Below are 24,557 nucleotides of genomic sequence, written 5' to 3'. Positions count from 1 at the left end.
AGGGGTGACGAATACGTTTTGAAAAAATTGAAGCTATTGCTTCTGTCGTCTGTAACTGCGACAGCCTTGCTGTTTACTCAGTCAGCACATGCTGCTGAAAAAAAGATTTCGGTGAAACTCAGTAACTATCTTGGCAATAAGTCTAGTATTAGTGTTGATATTTCCGGTTCTTATCAGATTCCGGGAATCGCCTCAGCCGCTCGGTATGGAGGAACGACACGTTTTGATGTTGCAAACAGTGTAGCTTCGGCTGGCTGGACAAATGCTAATACCGTTGTTGTTGTTAATCGCGATGCATTTGCAGATGCACTTTCTGCAACACCATTAGCTAAAAAGTATGATGCGCCAATTCTATTAACAGATGCAAAATCATTAACACCAAAGACAGAAAACCAGATTGCTAAATTAAAGCCGAAATATATTTTAATAATCGGAGGAACGATTAGTGTTTCCAAAAACGTTGAAAAAACACTAAGAAAATATGGATCTATTGACCGTATTGGTGGAACAACACGTTATGAAGTATCGAAAAACATTGCCAACCGCATGGGGAACTACAGTCAAGCTGTTGTGGCAACAGGAATGGTCTTTACAGACGCATTATCAATTGCACCATATGCAGCAGCGAATGGTTATCCGATCCTCCTAGCAGGTGATAACAATATTCGCAAAGATTATAAAATCCCAAGTAAAGTAACAATTGTTGGCGGTCCATTGAGTGTCAGTACTGGTGTCGAGGGAACTTTGAAGAAAAAGGCGTCTGTCCAACGGATTAGTGGCGTCTCCAGATATCAGGTATCCGCAAATATTGTTAAGCAACTTAACATGAACGCTTCAAAAGTATTTTTGTCAAATGGGACAACATTTGCGGATGCCTTAGCGGGATCAGTTCTCGCCGCAAAGCAAGGAAGCCCTCTCTTGCTTGTCGAATCAAAGAGCCTGCCATCACCGGTTGCTGATGTACTAGCAGCAAAAGGTACCCGGAGTTATGCATTGCTTGGTGGAAACATTTCAATAACAGATACGTTGAAAAATAAATTGACAGGTACTCTTTCAGGAAAAGGCTATTCTGTCGCAGTAAAAAGTGGGAAACTAGTACTCTATCAAAATGGGAAAACCATTAAATCCCTCGGGTCTTCGTTTACTGCAGCAGCAAAATCGTATTCGACTTCAAATACGATTAGTATAAACGGAAGAAAATATATGGGGAACATGCAGTTCACTGTAGAATCGAATAAGTATGTTCGTCCGATTAATGTAAATATTCCGTTCGAAGATTATTTAAAAGGTGTTGTACCGCATGAAATGCCTGCTAGCTGGCAAAAAGAAGCATTAAAAGCCCAAGCTGTAGCAGCCAGAACGTATTCTGCTAATTCGACCGGAAAAACAGTAGCAGATTCCCAAGCCTTTCAGGTATATGGTGGTTATGATTGGAACTCAAGAACATCTGAGATTGTAAACGCCACAAAAGGTAAAGTCTTAAAATATAATGGGCGGTTAATTTCAGCTGTTTACTCATCAAGCAATGGCGGCTATACCGAAGCCAATGGTGAGGTATGGAGTGGTCAAGTTCCATATTTGCCAGCTAAAGAAGATAAATATGATCCGAAGAGAAGCTGGTCGGTGTCACTTGATAAAACACAGCTTAGCAAAAGCAGCTTAGATCTTAAAAAACCAAGTTCATGGTGGAGCAAAACAAATGAAAAAAGTGCTTCCTATTTATCTGGCTTGAAAAAATGGTTTATTAAAAATAAATACAGCAGTGCTGATTCAATTAAAATTACGAAAATATCAAGTGTAAAACTTAGCAGCACGAAAACGAAGGGTCATCGACCAAAAACAGCAGAGATTCGTTTTTCGTATTTCGTAAAAGAAAAATCAAAAGGTTATATTACTTCAAGCGGAAGTCTAACAGAAAAAACGGCAACGATTTCCGTGACGACAACCCAATTAAGATCGATGCTTGGCGGCATGAATATGAAGAGCACATACGCGTCAGTAACAGACGAATCAAGCGCTTTTACGATTAAAGGTAAGGGCTTTGGACATGGTATCGGAATGAGCCAGTATGGTGCAAACTATAGAGCTGCAGCTGGACAAAGCTATCGAACGATCTTAAGCTTTTATTACCCGGGAACAACGCTATCAAATTATTAATATTGATAGATAAAGAGACAAAGGGAGGCCGTTTTGAGCCTCCTATATTCATTTTTAGGGGATTGTTACCATAAATGTTATTTTGGAGGAGATTTATTTGCGGGGTTTATTAAGAAGTATACCAATCATTGTATTGGGGCTGATCATGTTTGTACCAAATGCACTTGCAGCACAATCTGCCACTAGATTAGATGGTGTCAGCCGTTATGAAGTGGCAGTCAATGTTTCAAAACAAGGGTGGAGCAGTGCAAGCACAGTTGTTGTCGCAAATGGAAAAGCATATGCTGATGTTCTTTCAGCTACACCACTTGCATATAAAAACAATGCACCCATTCTCTTAACAGAATCGTCAAAACTGACAACACCTACTAAAAACAGAATCAGTCAATTAAAACCGAGAAAAGTGATTGTCATCGGAGGAACGATTAGTGTTAGCAACAAAGTTGTGAGTGAAATTAAAAAACTTGGTGTTTCTACAGTAGAGCGAATCGGTGGAGTGAGCCGCTATGAAGTGGCGGAACGCATTGCGAAAAAACTTCCAGCCAATTCAAAAGCAGTCATTGCCAATGGAACAGCATATGCTGATAGTATGGCAATCGGTGCTTATGCTGCTAGAAAAGGGATTCCCATTCTATTAACGACATCAAATTCGATTCCAAGCCCAACGAAAGATGCAATGAAAAGTAAAGGGACAAGATCAACAATTGTTGTCGGCGGTGAAATTAGTGTCACGAACAGTGTTTATCGCCAGCTAGCTTCTCCAACACGAATTGGGGGAAACAGCCGCTTTGAAGTAGCCCGAAATATTGCCAAAAAATATTACTCATCAACAAAAAGTGCAGTTATCGGTAATGGCTATACATATGCCGATGCACTTGCCGGTTCAGTGCTTGCGGCAAAACAAGGTCGACCGGTACTGTTCACAGATGCAGGTTCTTTACCAAAACCTACACGAGAAGCAATCGGTTCAAATCGAATGACAACATTTACTGTTCTTGGTGGAACCATTTCGGTGAAATCCAATGTCATCTCACAGTTGAAAAATCCGATTGTTGGTAAAAAAATCTTTATTGATGCCGGTCATGGAGGAAGTGATCCTGGCGCGTCTGCTAATGGACTTAAGGAAAAGGATGTCAACCTTGCTTTTTCAAAAAAAGTTTATAGTAAACTATCCAGCGGTGGCGCACTCCCGATTATGGCGAGATCAACTGATGTTTATTTAACTCTTTCTCAGCGGGTAGCAAAAGCGAAAGCCAATCATGCCGACATTTTTGTCAGCATCCATTCTAATTCAGCTACTCCAGCTGCTACAGGTACAGAAACGTATTATTATACAAAATACCAAGCAACAAACAGTAAACGGTTGGCAACAGAAATTCAAACCCGACTTTATAAGGCGATGAATACAAATAACCGTAAAGTTAAAACTGGAAATTTCCATGTTATTCGTGAATCAACAATGCCTAGCTGTTTAGTTGAACTTGGATTTATTACCAATAAAAGTGATGCAAACAAGCTAAACAGCGGCTACTATCAAGACAGGGCTGCAAGCGCAATTTATAATGGAATTGTCGCTTATTATTAAGAATACAGCTTGTCGACAAAGTCGTGAAAAACCGGCTTTATGTCGACAAGCTTTTTTGTTAAGATGATAATATTATCCATTTTACTTCATCAAGTATTGGCATGATTCGCTGTTCAACTTTCATTATAAAACAGAACTTAAATCTAGGTGGTGTAAGATTTGGGAATTGAAATCAATAAAGATCTTCACATGAGACCATTACATAAAGAAGATTTACAAACCTACTGGGAATTGGTGTATAAACAACCTCATCCAGAATGGAAAAAATGGGATGCTCCATATTATCCACATGAGATATTATCTTACAATGATTTTCTTCAAGACAAAGCTTCTTCTCTTATTCATAAAGATAACCGCTGGGGGTTGTTCATTCATAATCAGCTGATTGGTGCAGTATCATATTACTGGGAGCATCAGGAATCTAATTGGCTTGAAGCTGGAATTGCTATTTATGACTCTAACTATTGGAATGGTGGATATGGAACCCTTTTTTTAAAACATTGGATCGATCATTTGTTTAAAACATTACCTTTGGTCAGAGTCGGTTTTACGACATGGTCAGGAAATCTCCGGATGATGCGATTAGGAGAAAAATTGGGGATGACATTAGAAGGAAGGTTAAGAAAATGTCGACTTTATCAAGGTGTTTATTATGACTCCATTCGAATGGGCATTTTAAGAGAAGAGTGGGAAAAACAATACGCAATGAAGTAAAAGCCATTTTGGGCTTTTTTTTGTGTCTTTTTTCATTTTCGTTCTGTTTGGAAATATAGTATGATGATTCCACTGTTTTAAGAACATGGAGTCATATCATTTTTAAGAAAAAATAATATGATTAACACTCTTTAACAGGTCTTTTACATTCAATTTACGTCCATATGCTAAACTGACGCAGAGATCACAAAGTACCAATCCAAATCGTGAGGTGTATGTCAGTGAGTATGGACAAAAGCTTAAGGGTGTATAATGAATACTCAACACAGCAAACCTATTCTTGTACTCTGTCTGAAAAAGCAGAATATTATTTGTATGTGAAACGGGCAATGGATATCGTCCTCTCTCTTATTGGACTCGCTGTTACATTGCCGGTGATCCTCGTCTTCTGTGTTATCATTTCTATAGAAACTCCTGGTTCGCCTTTTTACCGTCAAGAGCGGGTCGGGAAAGACGGTAAACACTTTAAGCTGTATAAGTTGAGATCAATGAGGATGGATGCTGAAAAATCTGGAGCGACATGGGCGAGAAAAAATGATCCGCGAATTACGTCGATCGGGGCATTCATCAGAAAGACAAGAATTGACGAACTTCCACAGCTGGTGAATGTTTTAATCGGAGATATGAGCCTTGTCGGACCGAGGCCGGAACGACCAATATTCACTGCCAAATTTCAGCATGACATTCCAGGATTTCAAAACCGTTTAGTTGTCAAGCCAGGATTAACAGGTCTAGCGCAGGTCAACGGAGGCTATGATATCAGTCCGCGAGAAAAATTGGTGCATGATCTATATTATATTCGAAATATGACGTTTCTCCTCGATTTGAAGGTGATCATTAAAACGTTTAAAGTTGTATTGACTGGTGATGGAGCCAGATAATACAAAGTAAGGAAAATGTGCTATGTCAACGATTACAAAACAAATATTACATGGTGCGAAGTGGACAAGCGCTTCTACCATCATCATTACGTTTATTCAAATTGCGCAATTTGTATTACTAGGTCATATCATGACAATCGCTGAATTCGGTTTAGTCGGAATGCTGACAACAGTGACGATTTTTACACAAATTGTACTTGATATGGGTTTTGGGGCGGCCTTAATTCAAAAGGAAAAAGTAAATGAACGTCAATTATCTACTTTGTATTGGCTTAATATCATCACAGGCATTCTGTTATTTATCTGTATTTTTTTCTTGAGTCCTGTCATTGCCGACTTTTATCAGCGTGATGAACTTGTGTCACTCATTCGAATATTGGCGATGATGTTTTTAGTTGCACCGATTGGACAGCAATATCAATATATGCTTCAAAAAGACTTGAAATTTCAGGTTTTAAGTAAAATTGAAACCGGAGCAAATGTTTCATCATTTATCATGCTCATCGGCTTGGTATTTCTGATGGATCCAATCGTTGCCTATGTTTTGTCACAAGTTTTTCTAAATTCTTTTAAAGGAATCTTGTTCTTTGCTGTATATTTTAAAAAATGGCGTCCTTCATTTGTGTTTGCACTACGAGAAGTAAAAAGTTTTTTTGCTTTTGGTGCATTCCAGTTAGCTTCACGGTTGGTGAACAGAGTGGGTGCCAATATGGATATGATTTTGATCGGTCGTTTTCTTGGAGCAGAGGCTTTAGGAATTTATAGTTTAGCATATCAAATCATCACAATCCCTGTTCTGAAAATTAATCCGATTATTACAAGAGTTGCTTTTCCGGTTTTCTCCAAAAACCAAAGAGATAATGAAACGTTAAGAGAGGGTTTTTTAAATGTTACAAAACTTCTCGCACTCGTTTCATTCCCACTTTTGATCGGACTGCCAACTGTTTCTGATTTATTTATTAAAGTCATGTTCAGTGAAAAATGGCTTGCAGCTATTCCGATTCTCAATATTTTGGCTATTGTCGGTTTGCTCAGGGTGCTGATGAATCCGAACGGGTCAATCTTATTGGCAAAAGGGAGAGCAGATCTGGCATTTTATTGGGATAGTGGTGTTATGATTCTCTATGGTCTTTTACTATATGCAGCAGTTTTAACAAAAGATTTATCGGTTTTTGCTTGGACCTACGCTGCTGTCAGCTTACTCAACTTTTTTATTGGCAGGTGGCTGTTGCAATTTGTTATTCAGTTGAAGCTGAAAGACTATTTTAGAACAATCATGAAACCGTTCATCTTGACCGTGATGATGGCTTGCCTTTCTCTGATTCTAAATGTTTTCAGCAGACAGCTTACGACTGAATCATGGCTGCAGTTGACCATCTCAGTCGGAATCAGTGCCGTTTTTTACGGCTTTCTCATCAGTAAAGTGTATCAAAAGGCACTCAAAGTCCGGTACCGAAATTGACTCAGAGAGGGCGTTTAATGTTGAAAGTTCTTTGGCTTACCAGTGTTTATCCAAGTGAAGCAAAGCCTGGGGAAGGTGTTTTTCATGAGACACAAGTACAGGCATTGAAGATGCATGGCATTGATGTATCAGTCATTTGTCCTTTCCCTGTCAACCCAGCACCTTTACGGGTTTTTAAAAAGAAATATCGGCAAAGTCGGCCCCCTGATCATCAAGAACGAAAAGGGATCACCATCTACAGACCGCCTTATATGGCATTACCCGGTCAGTTAAAATGGGCCCAGCCGCATCACCGCGTGGCGAAGAGCGTTCTGCAGACGATGACGAAAAACAGGCTCAATCCAGACTTGATCCATGCGCATTTTGCCATGCCTTCTGGAGGTGCTGGAGCTGTTGTTTCAACAAAGCTGGAGAAACCTTATGTGTTGACATTACACGGCAGTGATGTCAATATCTATCCTCATTATAGCAAAAGTGCTTTTCAAGCATTTAAAACAGCGGTACAATCAGCATCAGCTGTTTTGGCAGTCAGTGAAGTACTTCAGCAAAAAACGAGGGAAATGATAAGAATTGACAGTTCAGTGCTGCCGATTGGCGTTAGCCTTGACCATTTTCAAAAGCCAGCGGTTTCAAAAGATCAACTAAGAGAGAAACTCAATCTTCCCAAAGGAAAAAGGCTGATCACTTTTGTCGGGCGCCTTGTGAAAGAAAAAGGTGTCAGAGAACTTGCTGAGGCTGTCAGTCAGTTAGATGATCGGTATGTCGCGGTTTTTATCGGTGATGGTCCTGAAAAACAAGTCATTCATCAAACAGCAGGAAGAAAAGTACTTTTGTTAGGGCAAATTGCCAATCAGCACATTTCTGAGTATTTGACAGCATCTGATCTGTTTGTTCTTCCTTCATACTCAGAGGGCATGCCAACCGTTGTGATTGAGGCGCTTGCTTTAAAGATTCCGGTTTTATGTACAGCAGTTGGGGGAGTCCCATCTTTATTTGGCAAGTATCAAGATTTGCTCATTAAACCGCGCTCAGCCCCTGCTTTAAAAGAAGCAATCTTCAACTATACAGAAGGTGGCATTTGGCGAAAGGAGATGACAGAGGAGCTGTATCATAAGGTCTGTTCACAATATAATGCTAGGCAAAATGCCGAAACATTGATCAAAAGATATGAAGGTGTTATCCGAAAAAATCATCGTTTAAAGCAGTAAAATTAAGTCCATGCTGATAAATAAACAGAGAAAACATCATTGCCTATACAAAGCTATTGGATTGAAGGGTTAGCTTAAATGGAGGGAATGATCATTTTGAAAAGAATCGCTGTTATTGGAACAGGGTATGTTGGACTGGTGTCTGGAACTTGTTTTGCTGAGGTAGGACATTCAGTTGTCTGCTGTGATATAGACATTGAAAAAATAAGCAGTCTAAAAGCAGGTATCATCCCAATTTATGAAAGCGGACTAAAAGAACTGGTTGATAAAAATACGAAAGAAAACCGTTTATTCTTTTCAACAGACATTCCAGAGTCAATCAGAAAGGCTGATATTATCTATATAGCAGTTGGAACACCAATGTCGGAAAATGGGGAAGCCGATTTACGTCATGTCAAAGCAGTAGCAAACATCATCGGTGCCAACTTAAACGGCTATAAAATTATCGTAAATAAAAGTACTGTCCCTGTTGGAACGGGGAAACTCGTTCAATCAATCATTCAGCAGGTTTCAAAAGGCAGACATCCGTTTGATGTAGTCTCAAACCCAGAATTTCTCCGTGAAGGAACGGCTATTGCTGATACGATGAATATGGAAAGAGCCGTCATTGGTGCAACTAGTGAAAAAGCTGCAACGATCATTGAAGAATTACATCAACCGTTCGAAACCACAATTGTGAAAACAAACCTTGAAAGTGCGGAAATGATTAAATATGCAGCCAATGCATTTTTGGCAACAAAGATTTCTTTTATTAATGATATTGCAAATATTTGTGAAAGAGTAGGAGCAGATGTTGAAAAAGTTGCTGAAGGTGTCGGACTAGACAGCCGAATCGGTAAAAAATTTTTACATGCGGGAATTGGTTTTGGTGGCTCATGTTTTCCAAAAGACACGATGGCTTTACTGCAAATTGCCAAATCAGTCGGTTATCCGTTTAAAATGATTGAAGCTGTCATTGAGACAAACCAAAAACAGCGTGCTCATATTGTTCAAAAACTGCTTCATGTGTTCGGGGATCTTCAAGGCAAAACAATTTCGGTCCTTGGTCTGGCATTTAAGCCAAATACAAATGATATGCGTTCATCTCCAGCTTTGGATGTCATTCCAATGCTTCACAACCTTGGAGCACAAGTGAAAGCATATGATCCGATCGCAATCCCTGAAGCAAAACGACTTCTTGGTGACCAAGTTGTTTATAGTGAGGATTTGTTTGAAACAGCTAAAGAAACAGATGCATGCCTAATTTTGACAGAATGGCCGCAAGTTCAGCATATGAATATAACAAAACTGAAAACATGTTTAAAACAACCTATTTTAGTTGATGGACGAAATTTATTTAGACTAGAAGATATGAAAAGAGAAGGATTTATTTATCATTCAATTGGCCGCCCTGAAATCCAGGGAGAGAAGATTTTAACAAAAGTATAAAACGCGGGGTGTTAACAATGGAAAAAGTATTAGTGACAGGCGGATGCGGATTTATCGGTTCCCATATTGCAGAACAGTTATTGCAAGAAAACTATCAAGTAGCAATCATAGACGATTTGACAACAGGGCATCTCTCAAATATTGAGGGACTTCCTATCGATTTTTATGAGCATGATGTAACAGCACCGGATGTTATCGAACTGATCAAACGCATTAATCCCGATTATATCATTCATTTGGCAGCACAAGTGAGTGTTGCAGAATCTGTCAGCGATTTTTTAAAAGATGAAAACATCAATATAAGAGGTTCATTGCATATCATCAAAGCTGCCAGTGAATGCAGCGTGAACAAAATTATTTTTGCTTCGACTGCTGCTGTATACGGGAATCCCGACTATCTGCCTGTCGACACCCGTCACAAGACAAATCCAGGTTCTCCTTATGGATTGACAAAGCTTACAGTTGAAAACTATTTAAAAATAGCCTATGACCTTTATGGGGTTGAGTACTGCATTTTAAGATACAGCAATGTTTATGGACCTCGGCAAGATGCAAAAGGTGAGGGTGGTGTAGTCTCTATTTTTTCCGATTTGTTAACAAGCGGAACATCACCAGTCATTTTTGGAGACGGTGAGCAGTCTCGAGACTTTATTTATGTTGGTGATGTGGCATCGGCAAATATTAAAGCCCTTAAAGCTCAATCAAACGTTTGTTTAAATGTTTCAAACGGCTTTTCCATTACAGTCAATGAACTGTTTACAGAAATGAAAAAGGCGACAAATTCTACACTTTCTCCAATTTATGAGGCTGAAAGACCGGGAGACATTCGCCACAGTACACTAAGCAATGAGGAAACAAAAAAATTACTAAACTGGGAAGCGGAAATGCCACTTGATGAAGGGTTGAAAAAGACCATTTCCTTTTATAAAAAAGAAATGAATGCTTAACACAGCTGGCTGCTGGTTTATGCCAGCAGCCCACTCCTAAAATTCGCAAAAAGGAGGGGAAATGATGAGTTTGAAACGTTCGGCGGCTGGTGTGCTCATATGGTTTACTGCTCTCACCGCTGGCTTTGGATTAACTCAAATATTGGCTCAAAAAAGTACAAAAATGATTTTATTTGTATTTCTCATGTTGAGCGTTTTTGCAGTGGTTTTGTTGCTCAAACCATACTTGTCATATGATAAGTTGAAAATTTCTGTCATTTATCTTTTGATTGCTGCAACTTTTGCAAATAATGCGTTTTTTACAATTAAATTGGGATTTTTCAGTCTGTTTCCATACAGAATACTTCTGATGATTGCTGCTGGTTTATTTCTACTTGAACTGATAAAAAGTAATCATCATCTAGAACAGTGGAAACAGGTCCATGTTAAGGGGATTCTCCTATTTTTCAGTTTTTGGTTTTGTTATGGAATGATTTCGTTGCTTTGGGTCAAGTCTGTTACAAATGGGATCAAATATTTATCACTTATGGGGATGGGGATATTTTTTGTTTTTTTGATCGTGATGTATGTTCAGAAAATGAAGCGGTTGTTGGCATTTTACTACATATGGATGGTCATGACCATCTTTTTAATGGTACTCGGCTTTTACAATCATTTTACATTAAACCATCTTCCAAGCTCCACACTTTATGAGGGACCGCATTATAAGCAACATTACCCAACATCCGTTTTTTTTAATCAAAATGATTTTGCAACCTTTCTATCCATTAGTTTTTTCTTATATTTAGCCTATTTCAAAAACATTAAAAACGTATTTCTGAAGGTTCTCGGTTTTCTCCTGGCTCTATGTTCGTTCTATTTAATTTTTTTAACAGGTTCAAGGGCCAGTCTATTGGGAATTATGGCAGGTCTTGCACTTTATGTATTCCTATTACTGCCTCGCTATTTAAAAAAGTGGGCCATCACCATCGGTTTTGCCGGATTCATCGCTTTTGCCACTCTATATGCTGGCAAGATCTCAAATATTGTTTATACATTATTTTTAGCACCGCAAGCTACACATGATTTTAGTGAACCATTGCCTTCAAACATTGCCAGGGCGAACCTTTTGAAAAACGCCGGGCATTATTTGTTGGATACATATGGATTTGGCGTAGGTGCTGGAAATGTCTCATACTACTTAGAACATCAGCCGCTATTTGATACTGACCAAGTCGTTGAGGTTCATAATTGGCTCATTGAGATCATGGCAAACTTCGGGGTGATCATGATGCTCAGTTATTTAACCATGTATATCTATTTGATAACAATGCTTTTCCGTTTTCATCAGAGAAAACTGGAAAGACGCTATAAGCTTCTGTTAGAAGGATTGATTACAGCGCTAGTCAGCTTTCTTGTCTCAAGCATCAGTCCTAGTTCTGTCTCGAACTTATATTTTCATTGGGTGTTTCTTGCTCTTGTGATTGCAACTGTGAACACCTTTAAAGCGGAACGTCTTGAAGTTAGTATGTTAGCTCGTTCAGGGGAAAAATTAATGAACAGGGAGAAATGGCTGTGAACAATTTTATGAAACGTATTGTAGGAAGAACCAAAAAGTACATTGTGCCAATTTTGGCACTACCGCTTGTTCTTGGGTTGTTAGGATATATTTTTCCGAAAGGGAATTCACCGTCTAATTACAAAGCCTCTGTCACAATCTCGACAGGTAATTATGGAGACCCGCTTTACACCAAAACGAAAGAAGTTTCTGTTTTATTCAAAAGTGAGCCATTTTTAAAAGAGGTTTTTCCAGAAATGGATGAAGAGGAATTGACAGACATGAAAGACAAACTGTTGGTCGAAATTCGCTCAGACACTGTTTTCAATCTTAGCTATTTAGGAGCTGACCAAAAGGAGACCTTCACTGTTTTAGAAAAAATTAGAGATACCTTTTTTAAAAAAGACAAAAATCGGTTTTTAAAAAGAGAGCAAGTGATCGATAAAAACATAAAAGCTCTTAAAAACGAATCGGTCAGTCACGATTCAAAAGTAGATAAACAGCGGTTTTTGTACGATCTTGAAACAAGAAAACTGGAAATAAAAGCCGCAGAGGAAGTCGAACCATTAACTGCTTTAGATAGCGGCGGCGTTGGAATGACACCTAAAAAAAGAGCGGTGTTAGGCGTTTTGATCGGGTTAGCACTGTCATTTTTTATCATTGTTGTTCCTGAAGTTTTTCGTGAAGCCTAAATTTGAATTGGGATGTGAAGCAGAACGATGACAAGTAAAAAACCACTCATATCTGTGATAACACCTGCCTATAATGCCGAGAATTTTATTGGGAAGACAATTGAATCTTTGTTAAATCAAACCTTTCTCGATTGGGAAATGATTATTGCCAATGATCACTCAACTGATCGAACAAGAGACATTATTCAATCGTATGAACAAAAGGACAGCCGAATACGTCTTATTAATTTAAAAGAAAACGGGGGAGCTGCTGTAGCCCGAAACGCGGCATTGAAACAAGCGAAGGGTCGCTATTTGGCTTTTTTGGATAGTGATGATGTCTGGAAAAAAGAGAAGCTAGAAAAACAACTCGCATTTATGAGAGATCATCAATATGCTTTTACATTTACAGCTTACGAATTGATCAGTCAAAACGGAGAACCACTTCAAAAAACGATTCAGGCACCAGAAAGCTTGACATATGATGATGTCTTAAAGAACACGATTATCGGCTGTTTAACAGTAATGATTGACACTGAGCAAACAGGACCTATAGAAATGCCAAACATCAGGACTCGTCAAGATTTAGCAACATGGCTGTCTATTTTAAAAAGGGGATTTAAGGCATATGGACTGAATAAACCTTTAGCCGAATACCGAATTGTTAACAATTCAATTTCGAGAAACAAATGGAAGGCAGCTCAAAAAACTTGGTATGTGTACCGAGAAATCGAACGTCTTCACTTGGTCAAAGCAACATGGTGTTTTGTTCATTATGCAAAGAACGCAGTTAAGAAAAGATTATAATGGCAAGGTGATGAATGTGAAAGCAGACAAAGTAATCCACATTGTGGTGGCGACAGGTGAATGGGGACAAGACCAATTGAGATATCGAAGACATCGTCTTGCGGAGTTTTTAGCAAAGCAAAAAGCTACTAAACAAGTGATTTGGGTCTATCCATCTGAAAACGTTTCTTCAGATTCATTTACACAATTGGGAAATGGTATTAAGCAGTTTGCGGTAAAAGATTTTTTAAAGAAAAAAATCTTTAGGTTTGCCCGCTATCAAGATTTTTTTTATCAAAAAAAGCTGATTCCTTTGCTTCAATGGTTAAATACAAATGCACAAGATAATAAAGTTTGTCTATGGTACACTTTTCCCGGCTTTCCTGGGCTGTCATCACTTTATCATTGGGATCAAGTCATTTACGATTGTAGCGATCTTTGGACAGCACCGATTAGTGGAAAACAAAGTCTTTTGTTACAATTTCGACAAAAAATTATTTTTGAAGCAGAAAATCGCATTATCAAGGCTGCAAACACGGTTTTTTGCACCTCTGATTATTTGTACGATAACATCATGAACCGTCTTAAAGGCGAAGAGAAGCCCGTTTTCACGATAGAAAATGGGGTGGAATACGATGTTTTCGCTCTGAACGATGAAAAAGCGGACATCTTAAACGGCAGAGATGGAACTGTTTTAGGCTTTATCGGAGGGATTAAACCAAAACTTGATTTTAAACTTGTCAAAGAAACAGCAGAGACCAACAAAGACTGGATATTTTTATTTGTCGGTCCTGACGGAACAAATGGAGATCCTGATTTTAAAGAACTGCTTCAGCTGGATAATGTCATTTGGACAGGCCCAGTGGCGCCGGCAGATGTTCCCGCCTATATGAATGTAATTGATATCGGAATCATGCCCTATAAACCTTCACCATACAATAATGCCGTATTTCCGTTAAAACTGTTTGAGTTTCTAGCTTCGGGAAAACCTGTGGTCGGTGTTAACTTACCTTCGACAAAAAAGGTAGAGAAAAAACATATTTACCGACATCTTTCAGAAAGCGATCCAACTCATTTTACGGCTGTTTGTGAAGAGTTAGAACGTTCCCATCATAATCCAATCCATATGAAAGATCGCAAAGACATGGCACGAGAGAAAGATTGGCAGAAATTATTGCAGGAAATTTACAACAAAATAAAGCTTGATCAAAAGCAGATTATTTAATTTATGATGTTTCTTTTTGCAGAAGCTTGTTATAATAACTAATGAAATTGTATAATAGATAGGATCGGAACATTATAAACAACCCAGAATTCAATAAAAAGGAGACTTTTTTATGTCTTATGAACGCACGATTATTGCGTTTTTTGTCTCTCTGTTAACTGTATTAATCATCACTCCATTTATTAAACGTTTAGCGATCAAATCCGGTATTGTCGATCAGCCGGACTTTCGAAAAATACATGATAAAGTCATGCCTAGAATGGGCGGTTTAGCCATTTTTATAGGAGTATTGACCGGTTCATTAGCCGGAGGTCTATATGAAAACAGAGTAACAGCAATTACCCTCGGTGCTTTTATGATTGTCATTTTGGGAGTTGTCGATGACAAATATAATTTAAGTCCAAAAATTAAATTTATTGTTCAAATATTAGTTGCGTGTATGATTGTCAGTACGGGATTGAAAATGGAGTTTTTATCGATTCCATTTGCAGATTTTCGCTATGATTTAGGTTGGATGGCATACCCCTTGACCATTTTATGGATTGTTGGGATTACAAATGCCATTAATTTAATTGACGGGTTGGACGGCTTGGCTGCAGGGATTTCCGTTATCGGCTTGTCAACCATTGCTGTGATGGCTTTTTCAGCCGACAAAATTTTAATTTTCTCTTTATCATTGGTTGTCATTGGTAGTACACTCGGATTCCTTTTCTATAATTTTCACCCAGCAAAAATCTTTATGGGGGATACAGGCTCGCTTTTTCTCGGCTATGTGATCTCCGTTCTGTCGCTGTTAGGGCTATACAAGAGTGTCACATTATTCAGTGTTGTTGTTCCTATCATTATTTTAGGGGTACCAATATTTGACACGACGTTTGCCATTATTAGAAGAATATTGAACAAGCAGCCAATATCAGCTCCTGATAAATCCCATATCCATCACAGGCTGATGGCGTTTGGATTATCTCACAGAAAGGCCGTTATCGTGATATACTTAATTGGCTGTGTTTTTAGCCTGAGTGCGATTGTGCTGAAAACTGCGACACTCTGGATGTCGATCTTTATTATCTTTGGCTTGATCTTTTTTATGCAGATCATCGCTGAAGTAACTGGATTGGTGAATGAGAGATATAAACCATTTACTAAGTTTTATAGGCGAATGGTAAAAAGGAATTAAGGCTTTTAGAAAATAAACCAACAAACCCTGATTTCAATTTGGAGTCAGGGTTTGTTGTTATGGAAAAAAGTACATATGAAGAGGTCAAAAAAGGGCGCTGTCTAAAAAGTCCTTTATCAACATGAATCATGGGAATTGCGAGACTCCCGCGGGAACAGCGAGCCAGGTGAGACCCACAGGAGCAAGGAACGAGCTCTGAGGAGGCTCGTGGATCGTCCGTGGAAAGCAATATTCATCCAGAGCACTTTCAGGACACTCCCAAAAACAAAACACCTCTTGATAACCATCAGGAGGTGTCTACAATGATCGAATTAATGAGTAGGCTCAGATAATTCGGTTGAATTGTCTGGTACATTGTCATTAGTCGAGCTTTCAGGGGATGTTTCATGAGAATTTGAAGCGGTTGAATCAGGATAGAGATGTTGATTTAGTTCATCATGGACTTTTGCTAAGTTTTGTTTGTCTGCTTCAAAAAAGTATTCACGGTTAATATACAAATCTTTTCCCTTTATGCTTAAAGTCTCGATATCTTTACCTGAAAAGCCGCTGTATACTTTTTGCAGGGCCAATGCTTCTGTAATTTTTATGTTAGTTTTAACATTTTTACTTGCTTTTTGCGCAATCGCATCAATTTTCATCAAATTTTCCGGTTTTGCTATTTGGTCAAGCGCTGCTTTTAGAATTTGTTTTTGTCGGTCATTACGACCAAAGTCCCCACGCTTATCCTGTTTTCTCATCCGCGCATATGCAAGGGCTTCTTCACCATTTAAATGCATATGACCTTTTGTGAAATAGATTTTTTTCTTTTTAGATACATCGCTCTTTTCGTTAAAATCAAATGGTACATCAACATCAATTCCGCCGATTTCATCAACGACTTCTTTAAATCCTTTAAAATCAACTGTTGCGTATTTATCAATTGGAATTCCTAAAAGGTTTTCAACGGTACTAATTGTCTCATCTTTACCTCCTTTAGCATAGGAGGCATTGATTTTCTTTTTTTCTCCGGTTGTGTTACTCGCTAATTGAACTCTTGTATCCCTCGGTATACTTAACATTTTCATCGTCTTCTTCTTAGGATCAAGTGTCACAACAATCAGTGAGTCAGCGCGGCCGTGATCACCATTTGTTGCATAATCTTCAATTCCCATAATTAGAATTGAGAAAGGTTTTTCTTGAATATCAACAATTTCATTACGGAGCTCTGACTTCTCGCCACGTTTTAATTCTTCATAAGTACTGTCAGCCGCAGAAATTGTGTTGACAATCTTGTAAATTCCTACTCCAATAACCACAAGAATGGCCAGTAGCATAAGGACAATAAACCGCTTAACGATTTTCCTCCTCTTATTCTTTTTTTTACGAACTTTCACTCTTATACGTTCAGCCATATGTTTATTCTCCTTTAATTATTAAAAGCTTCTTCTAAGTAGATTTGAATACCTTCTTTATTCTCACTTTTACCATTCGTCAGTTCAGTTATCCATTGTGTAAAGGACTGTTTTTCACTTTCCTTCACATAAATTTCGAATTCAACTTCATCGGCATAATGGATGTTTTTCAATTTGTAAGGGGATGTACGTAGTTCATTTTCCAGTTTCCCGAGCCAAGTATAGTTGATTTTTGTGTGCATGACTCGCATCAGTTTGCGTTCTGTGATGCCGACATGATTTAGCCCTTCTGATACAGATTTACCATAAGCCCTTATCAATCCGCCGGCACCTAATTTAATCCCGCCAAAGTACCGTGTCACAACAGCGCAAGTATCCTTCAGTTTGCGTTTTTTTAACACTTCAAGCATTGGAATTCCAGCTGTACCACTCGGTTCCCCATCATCGTTTGCTTTTTGAATTTGATCATTTTCTCCGATGAGATATGCAGAACAGTTATGAGTTGCATTCCAATGTTGTTTTTTAATCTTCTGAATAAAATGCTGTGCCTCTTCTTCGGAGTTTGCGCGGTTTAAATGACAGATGAACCGTGACTTTTCGATCACAATTTCATATATACCTTCTCCGGAGACTGTAAGATAGCTTTGTAGCATTTGCCTGTTTCCCCCCTGACAGTTCAAAAAAAAACGAACAGGCTTAGAATTTTGTTGCGTATTTTGTTATGATTAAAGAGATAGATGGGAAAGCATAAAAAATACAATACGCATTCTTTCATTATAATTCGACACGAATTTCAGATCAATGAAAATTATCATAAAAAGTAAATGACAATGCTATTACGGAGGGAAAATGGGTGAGCATGTCTAAAACCAAAATGGACTCCAAAGTCTTAGATTCAATTATTATGAAAATGTTAAAAACTGTCGATGGAAGTAAAGACGAAGTATTTCAGATCGGTGAGCAGTCCCGACAGCAATATGAAGGCCTTGTAGAAGAGTTAAAGCAAATTAAACAACAGGTCAACGAAGTCATCGATCTTGGAGACAGGTTAGAGGTTTATGCAAGACATGCCAGAAACCGGTTGTCAGAGGTCAGCAGAAATTTTCACAAATTCAGTGAAGACGAAATTCGTGAAGCTTATGAAAAAGCGCATGAACTTCAAGTAGAACTGACAATGATCCAACAGCGGGAAAAGCAGCTAAGAGAAAAGCGAGATGACCTAGAACGACGTCTTCTTGGACTTCAGGAAATTATCGAGCGCTCGGAAGGGCTTGTCAGTCAAATCTCTGTTGTTTTAAACTATTTAAATCAAGATTTGCGCCAAGTTGGTGTTCTTTTAGAGGATGCACAGGCAAAACAGGATTTTGGGCTCAGAATTATCGAAGCACAAGAGGAAGAACGAAAACGGGTTTCCCGTGAAATCCATGATGGTCCCGCGCAAATGCTGGCAAACGTGATGATGAGGTCCGAATTAATCGAGAGGATTTTCAGAGAAAAGGGAACAGAGGAAGGATTTCAAGAAATTAAAAACCTCCGTCAAAATGTTCGAAATGCTCTTTATGAAGTCAGACGAATTATTTATGACTTAAGACCAATGGCTTTGGATGATTTAGGTTTAATCCCGACATTAAGAAAATACTTGAATACGATCGAAGATTACCATGGTAAAGCCAAGATTCATTTTCAATGTATCGGAGAATCGGAAGATCGGCGGATAGCACCTCGATTTGAGGTTGCGCTTTTCCGACTTGCCCAAGAAGCTGTCACAAATGCATTAAAACATTCCGAATCTGATGAGATTCATGTTAAAGTAGAAGTGACAAAAGATTTTGTTATGATGATCATCAGAGATAATGGAACTGGTTTTGATTTAAAGGAAACCAAAAGTAAGCGAAACAAATCGTTCGGATTGCTCGGCATGAAGGAGCGGGTCGATCTGCTTGAAGGAACCATGACAATAGATTCAAAAATAGGTCTCGGGACATTTATTATGATCAAAGTTCCGCTTTCTTTGTAAATAAAAAATTGTAAAATAGAGACAAAAGACATATTGACCATAAAAGCGGTATATAGAACAATGATAATGGGGAGGCGTTGCGTGTGATGAACAAAGTAAATATTGTTATTATTGATGATCATCAGCTATTCCGTGAAGGTGTTAAACGGATCTTGGATTTTGAACCTACTTTTGAGGTCGTAGCTGAAGGAGACGATGGTGATGAGGCGGCTCGTATTGTCGAGCACTACCATCCTGATGTTGTAATCATGGATATTAATATGCCTAATGTGAACGGTGTAGAAGCGACAAAACAACTGGTCGATCTATTCCCGGAATCAAAGGTTATTATTTTGTCAATCCATGATGATGAAAACTATGTGACACATGCATTAAAAACTGGAGCACGCGGATATCTGCTGAAAGAAATGGACGCTGATACACTGATTGAAGCCGTAAAAGTAGTAGCTGAAGGCGGATCTTATTTACATCCTAAAGTGACACATAATCTTGTTAACGAATTTCGCCGTCTCGCAACGAGCGGTGTGACAGTGCATGCGGCACAACATGAAGTTTATCCTGAAATCCGCAGACCTCTGCATATACTTACCAGACGTGAATGTGAAGTTTTACAGATGCTTGCAGACGGAAAGAGTAACCGTGGAATTGGTGAATCTTTATTCATTAGTGAAAAAACAGTTAAAAACCATGTCAGCAACATCCTCCAAAAAATGAATGTGAATGATAGGACTCAAGCTGTTGTAGTTGCTATTAAAAACGGCTGGGTAGAAATGCGATAAAGTTGGACTTGCCAAGTGGCAAGTCTATTCTTATGAGCCGCTCAGAAAAGGATTTTTTAGCGGACTTGTTATGCATGACAAATAGAGGTTTACTCTTCTACACTAAGCGTCCCCGTAATTCTACAGTTTGACTAATTGTAGATCTTCAATCCATATCTTGACGGATATGTCTATTTTGATGATTTTACAACTGATGACAAGGATAGACTAAGAGAACATGATCAAACCATCTCTATCGGTGGGTGACTTTTTGTTGATTTATAAAAATTTAATGAAAAACAACTGTTTTTCTTTTAAAATAGAGATAAAAGTATCTTTCATAAGAGGAAGGTTTATTTATGAAAACAGCAGTAGTAACAGACAGTACGGCATATATACCTCCAGAACTTCGCGAACGCTACCATATTTATATGATACCGCTTAACGTGATATTTGGAGAGGATTCTTATAAAGAAGAAATTGATATGAGCTGGCAGGACTATTATCAAAAAATCAAAGCTCATGAAACTCTTCCAAAAACGTCACAGCCTGCTTACGGCGAATTGATCGCTCTATATGAGAAGCTAGCGAACAGTTATGATGCAGTCATCAGTATTCATCTTTCCAGCGGAATTAGCGGGACGTTCAACAGTGCCGTGTCAGCAAACAGTATACTGGAAGACATCAAAGTATATCCATTTGATTCAGAAATCAGTTGTATGGCGCAAGGTTTTTATGCGCTCAGAGCAGCGGAATTAGCGGCAAATGGTGCATTGCCTGAAGAAATTCTTAGCCATTTGAACGATATGAAGACGACAATGCGAGCTTATTTCATGGTTGATGATCTCTCTCATCTGCAAAGAGGCGGTCGATTGACTGGTGCGCAAGCTTTTGTTGGGAGCCTTTTAAAAGTAAAGCCGATTTTACACTTTGAGAATAAGCTAATTGTCCCGTTTGAAAAAATTCGGACAAGGAAAAAAGCACTCAACCGTCTGTATGAGCTTTTTGGTGAAGATGCCAAAAAAGGAAAGCCATTGAAAGCAGTAGTGATTCATGCAAATCGAGAAGAAGAGGCTGATCAGATTATTAAAGAGCTATCAGAGTTATATCCATATGTAGAATTCTATAAAAGCTATTTCGGTCCTGTCATCGGTACGCACCTCGGTGAAGGTGCCATGGGTATTGCCTGGTATATAGCATAATAGAAAGTCTCCGTTTTGCAAAGCGGGGATTTTCTTTTTTTAGTCTGTTTTTTAACACTATTTTTTGATTTTGCTTATTTTACTTTAAAACAAAAATGATCCATACTGATAACCATCGGAGGTGAAATATATCAAACAATCTGATCAGTACAATGGTAACAGCCCCTCGTCATATTCCGAAAAACTTCGCTCTTTTCTAGAATTCCGGCATCTTCTTCAAAACGAACTTCCTTTTCCTGATGATGTCATTAATTGGCATATTAAAAAAGGGTACATAAAAGCGGAAAAATCGCTTGTTACAACAAAAACAGCTTGGATTTGCCGGCGTTGCGGTCAACATCATCATGACTTGTTTGCACAATTCCCATGTGAAATTTGCGGTAAAAAAAACTGTGTCTATTGTCGTTCATGTGTGATGATGGGAAGAGTAAGTGAATGTATACCTCTATTGAGTTGGCAAGGTAAAGCTCTTTCCAAATGCCCGTCTGTCGAGATGACCTGGGAAGGCCGTCTTTCGGTTGGCCAGGAAAAAGCAGCTGTCGCTGTTGTAGAAGCGATTCGTCAAAGAAAAGAGCTATTGATTTGGGCAGTTTGTGGTTCAGGGAAAACAGAACTTCTTTTTCGAGGAATCGAATATGCCTTACGCCAAGGACTGCGGCTATGTATTGCTACTCCGAGAACGGATGTCGTTCTCGAACTTGCCCCGAGATTAAAAAAAGCTTTTAAAGGTGAGGAAATAACTGTTTTGTATGGAGGTAGTCAAGATAGAAGAAAACTTTCACCACTTGTGATTTCCACAACTCATCAGCTGATGCGTTATAAAGAAGCGTTTGATGTCATCATCATTGATGAAGTCGATGCTTTTCCGTATTCTTTTGATCGAACATTGCAATATGCTACGAAAAAAGCAGGAAGACAAGAAAGTGCCCGAATTTATTTAACAGCTACACCTTCTTCAAAGATGAAGCGGCATGCTAAAAAAAGTCAGTTACCTGTCGTACGGATTCCCGCCAGATATCATCGTCAGCCACTGCCAGAACCTGTATTTAAATGGTGTGGAAACTGGAAGAGAAGCCTCTTTCGTGGGAAAATCCCTTTTGCAGTCAAAAAGTGGCTCTTCAAACATCAAAATCAGAACCAACCTGTTTTTTTATTCGTTCCTTCGATTCCAGTACTTGAATCAGTGGTTAATATACTTCAAGAAAATCGATTTCTTGTTGAAGGTGTACATGCTAATGACAAAAATAGAAAAGGAAAAGTGAAGCGGTTTCGAGAAGATTCATTCCATATTATGGTCACAACAACGATCTTAGAAAGGGGAGTGACAGTAAAAAATGCCCAGGTCGGAGTTCTTGGTGCGGAAGTTGCTGTTTTTAGTGAAAGTGCCCTTGTGCAAATGGCAGGAAGAGCCGGCAGGCATCCGTACTTTACAAATGGAGAAGTTTATTTTTTTCACTTTGGAATAACTAGGTCTATGACAGCAGCTTTTAACCATATTCAGCATATGAATACAATAGCTAGGAAGAAAAAGTGGATTGACTAGTCATATGTTCATGGTAAAATATACTCATTACATCAAAAAGAGGAGCGTTATCCCAATGTTAGTCAATGCCAAAGAAGCTGTTATGGAAGAGTTGTTTCATCAGTACATCGACCAGTTACAAATGAAATGCATATGCAAAAGGTGTAAAGAGGATGTGCTGGCACTTGCTTTAAATTCAGTGAAGCCACAATATGTCACCGACGAGTCCAAGCTCGCTTACATTAAAGCAGAGCTCATCGATAAGCAAAAAAATACAACCATGCTTGTTACATTGGCTGAAGCAGCAAGAAAAGTCAATGATCATCCGCTGTGTGAAAATAGGTTGAAAGGAAGGGAATAGCCTGATTTGTTTAATTTGCCAAGCTCCTCTTTCACATTCTTTAACATGGCATTCTTTATTCTGTTTACAAAGGGAAGAAAGAATATGTAAAGGATGTGCAGGAGGCTTTCTGGAGATAACAGGAACAGTATGTCACAAATGCGGTCGTCCCCAAGACAGTGAAAAACTTTGCGATGACTGTTTACAATGGGAAGTCAATCCTAAAACTCGCGCTCTCCTTCAGCAAAACCGCTCCGTTTTTCAATACAACTCCTTTATGAAAGAAGTCCTTGCCCAATTTAAGTTCAGAGGTGATGCTGAGTTGGTTTACGCTTTTGAACCTTCGTTCATCAACACTTTTCAACGGTACTACCGTCAGTTGCATCTTACTTTAGTCCCGATTCCTCTTAGTGAAGAACGAAAAACAGAAAGAGGATTTAACCAGGCAGAACGGCTTGCAGCCTTATTAAAAAAACCTGTCATTCATCCATTAACTAGAATTGAGTCTGAAAAACAATCAAAAAAAAGCAGGATAGAACGCCTAAAACGAACAGCCGCTTTTCAAACAGAAAAGGGTTCTGTCAAAGGGTTGAACATTATGCTGATTGATGATCTGTATACGACAGGATCAACCCTTCACCATGCAGCAGAATGTCTGACATTGTGTGGAGAGGCTAAATTGGTATTTTCTTACACGTTGATACGGAGTTAAATCATTTCTTATTTCAGCCGATATAATAGGTAGAATTTTTAATGATAGGAGTCAGAATTTATGAGTCAATTGGCGAATTGTCCACGATGTGATGCGTTGTTTATGAAAAGTAGTTTTCAAACTGTTTGCCACAAATGCCTCAAAGAAGAAGAGCTTTGTTTTGAAAAAGTATATAAATTTATTAAGAACCAAAAAAATCGCAAGTCTACAATGATGCAGATTGTTGAAAAAACGGGTGTTGATGAAGAATTAATTCTCAAATTCATTAAGCAAAAGAGAATTCAAATTTCTCATCTTCCCAATCTCGGATACCCATGTGACAGATGCGGAGATTCTATCAGGGACGGTCGGTATTGTGCAGCCTGTGAACAAGATATAGCAGGGCAGATGAGTCAAATGGACCATATGGAACAACTTGAAAAAGAGATCAGAGATAGGTCTAAAGGCACGTACTATAACTTTAATCCTAAAAATAAATGATTCCCTAAACTAACTTGCAGCTCAGTCGATAAAATGAGTATGATCATAGATGACTATGATGGAAAGCGAGAGGAATCCCAGTGAAGATTAACCAATATGGAACACAATCAATTAATCCTTATCATAAATCTTTTGAAAAACAAACATCACCAGCTCAGTCAGCAACTCAGCAGGAGGATAAAGTTGAAATTTCTGCAAAAGCAAAAGAGCTGCTGAAAAGTCCTGATTTAATGCGAGAACGCCAAGAAAAAATTGCTCAGTTAAAAGCAGCCATTGAAAACGGCACATACAAAATAGATCGTGCAAGTATAGCTGAAAAAATGGTTAATTTCTATAAACAGCAATAAGGGAAGAAGG

General features: G+C 38.6%; 23 protein-coding genes. 21 read left to right on the top strand and 2 right to left on the bottom strand.

The features are described from left to right. Positions 1-18: 18 nt before the first annotated feature. The 13 genes from HOO54_RS19455 (at position 19) to HOO54_RS19395 (ending at position 15,778) form a co-directional block, all read left to right on the top strand. Positions 19-2,157 carry a SpoIID/LytB domain-containing protein gene (locus tag HOO54_RS19455; RefSeq protein WP_172298176.1) on the top strand — a complete coding sequence of 713 codons (2,139 nt, stop codon included), beginning with the start codon at positions 19-21 and terminating at the stop codon, positions 2,155-2,157. A 97-nt stretch (positions 2,158-2,254) separates the two neighbouring features. Then, a complete protein-coding gene (locus tag HOO54_RS19450) occupies positions 2,255-3,742 on the top strand; it encodes an N-acetylmuramoyl-L-alanine amidase (protein WP_172298174.1) in 1,488 nt (495 codons plus the stop codon). A gap of 165 nt (positions 3,743-3,907) precedes the next feature. Then, positions 3,908-4,456: a GNAT family N-acetyltransferase gene (locus tag HOO54_RS19445; RefSeq protein ID WP_172299735.1), complete on the top strand. Its 549-nt coding sequence runs from the start codon at positions 3,908-3,910 to the stop codon at positions 4,454-4,456. Positions 4,457-4,677: 221 nt separating this feature from the next. After that, positions 4,678-5,337, top strand: a complete 660-nt coding sequence (locus HOO54_RS19440) for a sugar transferase (protein WP_172298171.1) — start codon at positions 4,678-4,680, stop codon at positions 5,335-5,337. A 22-nt stretch (positions 5,338-5,359) separates the two neighbouring features. Beyond that, a complete protein-coding gene (gene tuaB / locus HOO54_RS19435) occupies positions 5,360-6,799 on the top strand; it encodes a teichuronic acid biosynthesis protein TuaB (protein WP_172298169.1) in 1,440 nt (479 codons plus the stop codon). 20 nt (positions 6,800-6,819) lie between these two features. Beyond that, complete coding sequence (gene tuaC / locus HOO54_RS19430) at positions 6,820-8,007, top strand: teichuronic acid biosynthesis protein TuaC (protein WP_172299734.1); 1,188 nt, start codon at positions 6,820-6,822, stop codon at positions 8,005-8,007. A gap of 96 nt (positions 8,008-8,103) precedes the next feature. Beyond that, entirely contained in the window at positions 8,104-9,435 is a 1,332-nt protein-coding gene (gene tuaD / locus HOO54_RS19425) for a UDP-glucose 6-dehydrogenase TuaD (protein WP_172299733.1), read from the top strand. A 17-nt stretch (positions 9,436-9,452) separates the two neighbouring features. Further along, positions 9,453-10,382 carry an NAD-dependent epimerase/dehydratase family protein gene (locus tag HOO54_RS19420; protein ID WP_172298167.1) on the top strand — a complete coding sequence of 310 codons (930 nt, stop codon included), beginning with the start codon at positions 9,453-9,455 and terminating at the stop codon, positions 10,380-10,382. Between the two features lie 64 nt (positions 10,383-10,446). Then, on the top strand, positions 10,447-11,940 hold the full coding sequence (tuaE, locus tag HOO54_RS19415; RefSeq protein ID WP_172298165.1) for a teichuronic acid biosynthesis protein TuaE: 1,494 nt from the start codon (positions 10,447-10,449) through the stop codon (positions 11,938-11,940). Then, entirely contained in the window at positions 11,931-12,611 is a 681-nt protein-coding gene (gene tuaF / locus HOO54_RS19410; RefSeq protein WP_172298163.1) for a teichuronic acid biosynthesis protein TuaF, read from the top strand. Before tuaE ends, tuaF begins: the two co-directional genes overlap by 10 nt. 27 nt (positions 12,612-12,638) lie before the next feature. Then, positions 12,639-13,397: a teichuronic acid biosynthesis protein TuaG gene (gene tuaG, locus HOO54_RS19405; RefSeq protein ID WP_172298161.1), complete on the top strand. Its 759-nt coding sequence runs from the start codon at positions 12,639-12,641 to the stop codon at positions 13,395-13,397. Then, the gene (gene tuaH / locus HOO54_RS19400) at positions 13,366-14,601 is read left to right on the top strand and encodes a teichuronic acid biosynthesis protein TuaH (RefSeq protein WP_375335815.1); all 1,236 of its coding nucleotides are present in this window, start codon (positions 13,366-13,368) and stop codon (positions 14,599-14,601) included. Before tuaG ends, tuaH begins: the two co-directional genes overlap by 32 nt. Positions 14,602-14,713: 112 nt before the next feature. After that, positions 14,714-15,778 carry a glycosyltransferase family 4 protein gene (locus HOO54_RS19395; RefSeq protein WP_172298159.1) on the top strand — a complete coding sequence of 355 codons (1,065 nt, stop codon included), beginning with the start codon at positions 14,714-14,716 and terminating at the stop codon, positions 15,776-15,778. A gap of 311 nt (positions 15,779-16,089) precedes the next feature. Here HOO54_RS19395 and HOO54_RS19390 read toward each other — a convergent pair whose 3' ends face one another. Beyond that, positions 16,090-17,169, bottom strand: coding sequence for an LCP family protein (locus HOO54_RS19390; RefSeq protein ID WP_172298157.1), 1,080 nt, complete (start codon positions 17,167-17,169; stop codon positions 16,090-16,092). Between the two features lie 14 nt (positions 17,170-17,183). Continuing rightward, complete coding sequence (locus HOO54_RS19385) at positions 17,184-17,822, bottom strand: YigZ family protein (protein WP_172298155.1); 639 nt, start codon at positions 17,820-17,822, stop codon at positions 17,184-17,186. Positions 17,823-18,028: 206 nt separating this feature from the next. Here HOO54_RS19385 and degS point away from each other — a divergent pair, with 206 nt between their 5' ends. From degS to flgM, 8 genes are all read left to right on the top strand, one after another. Next, a complete protein-coding gene (gene degS, locus HOO54_RS19380) occupies positions 18,029-19,186 on the top strand; it encodes a two-component sensor histidine kinase DegS (protein ID WP_172299731.1) in 1,158 nt (385 codons plus the stop codon). 86 nt (positions 19,187-19,272) lie between these two features. Beyond that, positions 19,273-19,965, top strand: a complete 693-nt coding sequence (degU, locus tag HOO54_RS19375) for a two-component system response regulator DegU (RefSeq protein ID WP_172299730.1) — start codon at positions 19,273-19,275, stop codon at positions 19,963-19,965. Positions 19,966-20,303: 338 nt separating this feature from the next. After that, positions 20,304-21,146, top strand: coding sequence for a DegV family protein (locus HOO54_RS19370; RefSeq protein WP_172298153.1), 843 nt, complete (start codon positions 20,304-20,306; stop codon positions 21,144-21,146). A 121-nt stretch (positions 21,147-21,267) separates the two neighbouring features. Further along, positions 21,268-22,689, top strand: a complete 1,422-nt coding sequence (locus tag HOO54_RS19365; RefSeq protein ID WP_309244888.1) for an ATP-dependent helicase ComFA — start codon at positions 21,268-21,270, stop codon at positions 22,687-22,689. Between the two features lie 55 nt (positions 22,690-22,744). Beyond that, positions 22,745-23,029: a late competence protein ComFB gene (gene comFB / locus HOO54_RS19360; RefSeq protein ID WP_172298151.1), complete on the top strand. Its 285-nt coding sequence runs from the start codon at positions 22,745-22,747 to the stop codon at positions 23,027-23,029. Position 23,030: 1 nt separating this feature from the next. After that, positions 23,031-23,720 carry a double zinc ribbon domain-containing protein gene (locus tag HOO54_RS19355; protein WP_172299719.1) on the top strand — a complete coding sequence of 230 codons (690 nt, stop codon included), beginning with the start codon at positions 23,031-23,033 and terminating at the stop codon, positions 23,718-23,720. Positions 23,721-23,780: 60 nt separating this feature from the next. Next, entirely contained in the window at positions 23,781-24,200 is a 420-nt protein-coding gene (locus HOO54_RS19350) for a TIGR03826 family flagellar region protein (protein WP_172298149.1), read from the top strand. Between the two features lie 80 nt (positions 24,201-24,280). Continuing rightward, a complete protein-coding gene (gene flgM / locus HOO54_RS19345; protein ID WP_172298147.1) occupies positions 24,281-24,547 on the top strand; it encodes a flagellar biosynthesis anti-sigma factor FlgM in 267 nt (88 codons plus the stop codon). Positions 24,548-24,557 lie beyond the last annotated feature (10 nt).

This window comes from Bacillus sp. WMMC1349 (assembly GCF_013155385.1).
Taxonomy (GTDB): domain Bacteria; phylum Bacillota; class Bacilli; order Bacillales; family Bacillaceae; genus Bacillus.
Note: the sequence above shows the minus strand (reverse complement) of the source record. Positions and strands in the feature narration are given on the sequence as shown.

Coding starts and splice junctions, on each gene's coding strand:
- HOO54_RS19385 (WP_172298155.1), bottom strand. CDS start 17,822: ATGCTACAAAGCTATCTTACAGTCTCCGGAGAAGGTATATATGAAATT.
- HOO54_RS19390 (WP_172298157.1), bottom strand. CDS start 17,169: ATGGCTGAACGTATAAGAGTGAAAGTTCGTAAAAAAAAGAATAAGAGG.
- HOO54_RS19370 (WP_172298153.1), top strand. CDS start 20,304: ATGAAAACAGCAGTAGTAACAGACAGTACGGCATATATACCTCCAGAA.
- HOO54_RS19420 (WP_172298167.1), top strand. CDS start 9,453: ATGGAAAAAGTATTAGTGACAGGCGGATGCGGATTTATCGGTTCCCAT.
- tuaE (WP_172298165.1), top strand. CDS start 10,447: ATGAGTTTGAAACGTTCGGCGGCTGGTGTGCTCATATGGTTTACTGCT.
- comFB (WP_172298151.1), top strand. CDS start 22,745: ATGTTAGTCAATGCCAAAGAAGCTGTTATGGAAGAGTTGTTTCATCAG.
- tuaB (WP_172298169.1), top strand. CDS start 5,360: ATGTCAACGATTACAAAACAAATATTACATGGTGCGAAGTGGACAAGC.
- tuaH (WP_375335815.1), top strand. CDS start 13,366: ATGCAAAGAACGCAGTTAAGAAAAGATTATAATGGCAAGGTGATGAAT.
- HOO54_RS19395 (WP_172298159.1), top strand. CDS start 14,714: ATGTCTTATGAACGCACGATTATTGCGTTTTTTGTCTCTCTGTTAACT.
- HOO54_RS19350 (WP_172298149.1), top strand. CDS start 23,781: ATGAGTCAATTGGCGAATTGTCCACGATGTGATGCGTTGTTTATGAAA.
- degU (WP_172299730.1), top strand. CDS start 19,273: ATGAACAAAGTAAATATTGTTATTATTGATGATCATCAGCTATTCCGT.
- degS (WP_172299731.1), top strand. CDS start 18,029: ATGTCTAAAACCAAAATGGACTCCAAAGTCTTAGATTCAATTATTATG.
- tuaF (WP_172298163.1), top strand. CDS start 11,931: ATGGCTGTGAACAATTTTATGAAACGTATTGTAGGAAGAACCAAAAAG.
- tuaG (WP_172298161.1), top strand. CDS start 12,639: ATGACAAGTAAAAAACCACTCATATCTGTGATAACACCTGCCTATAAT.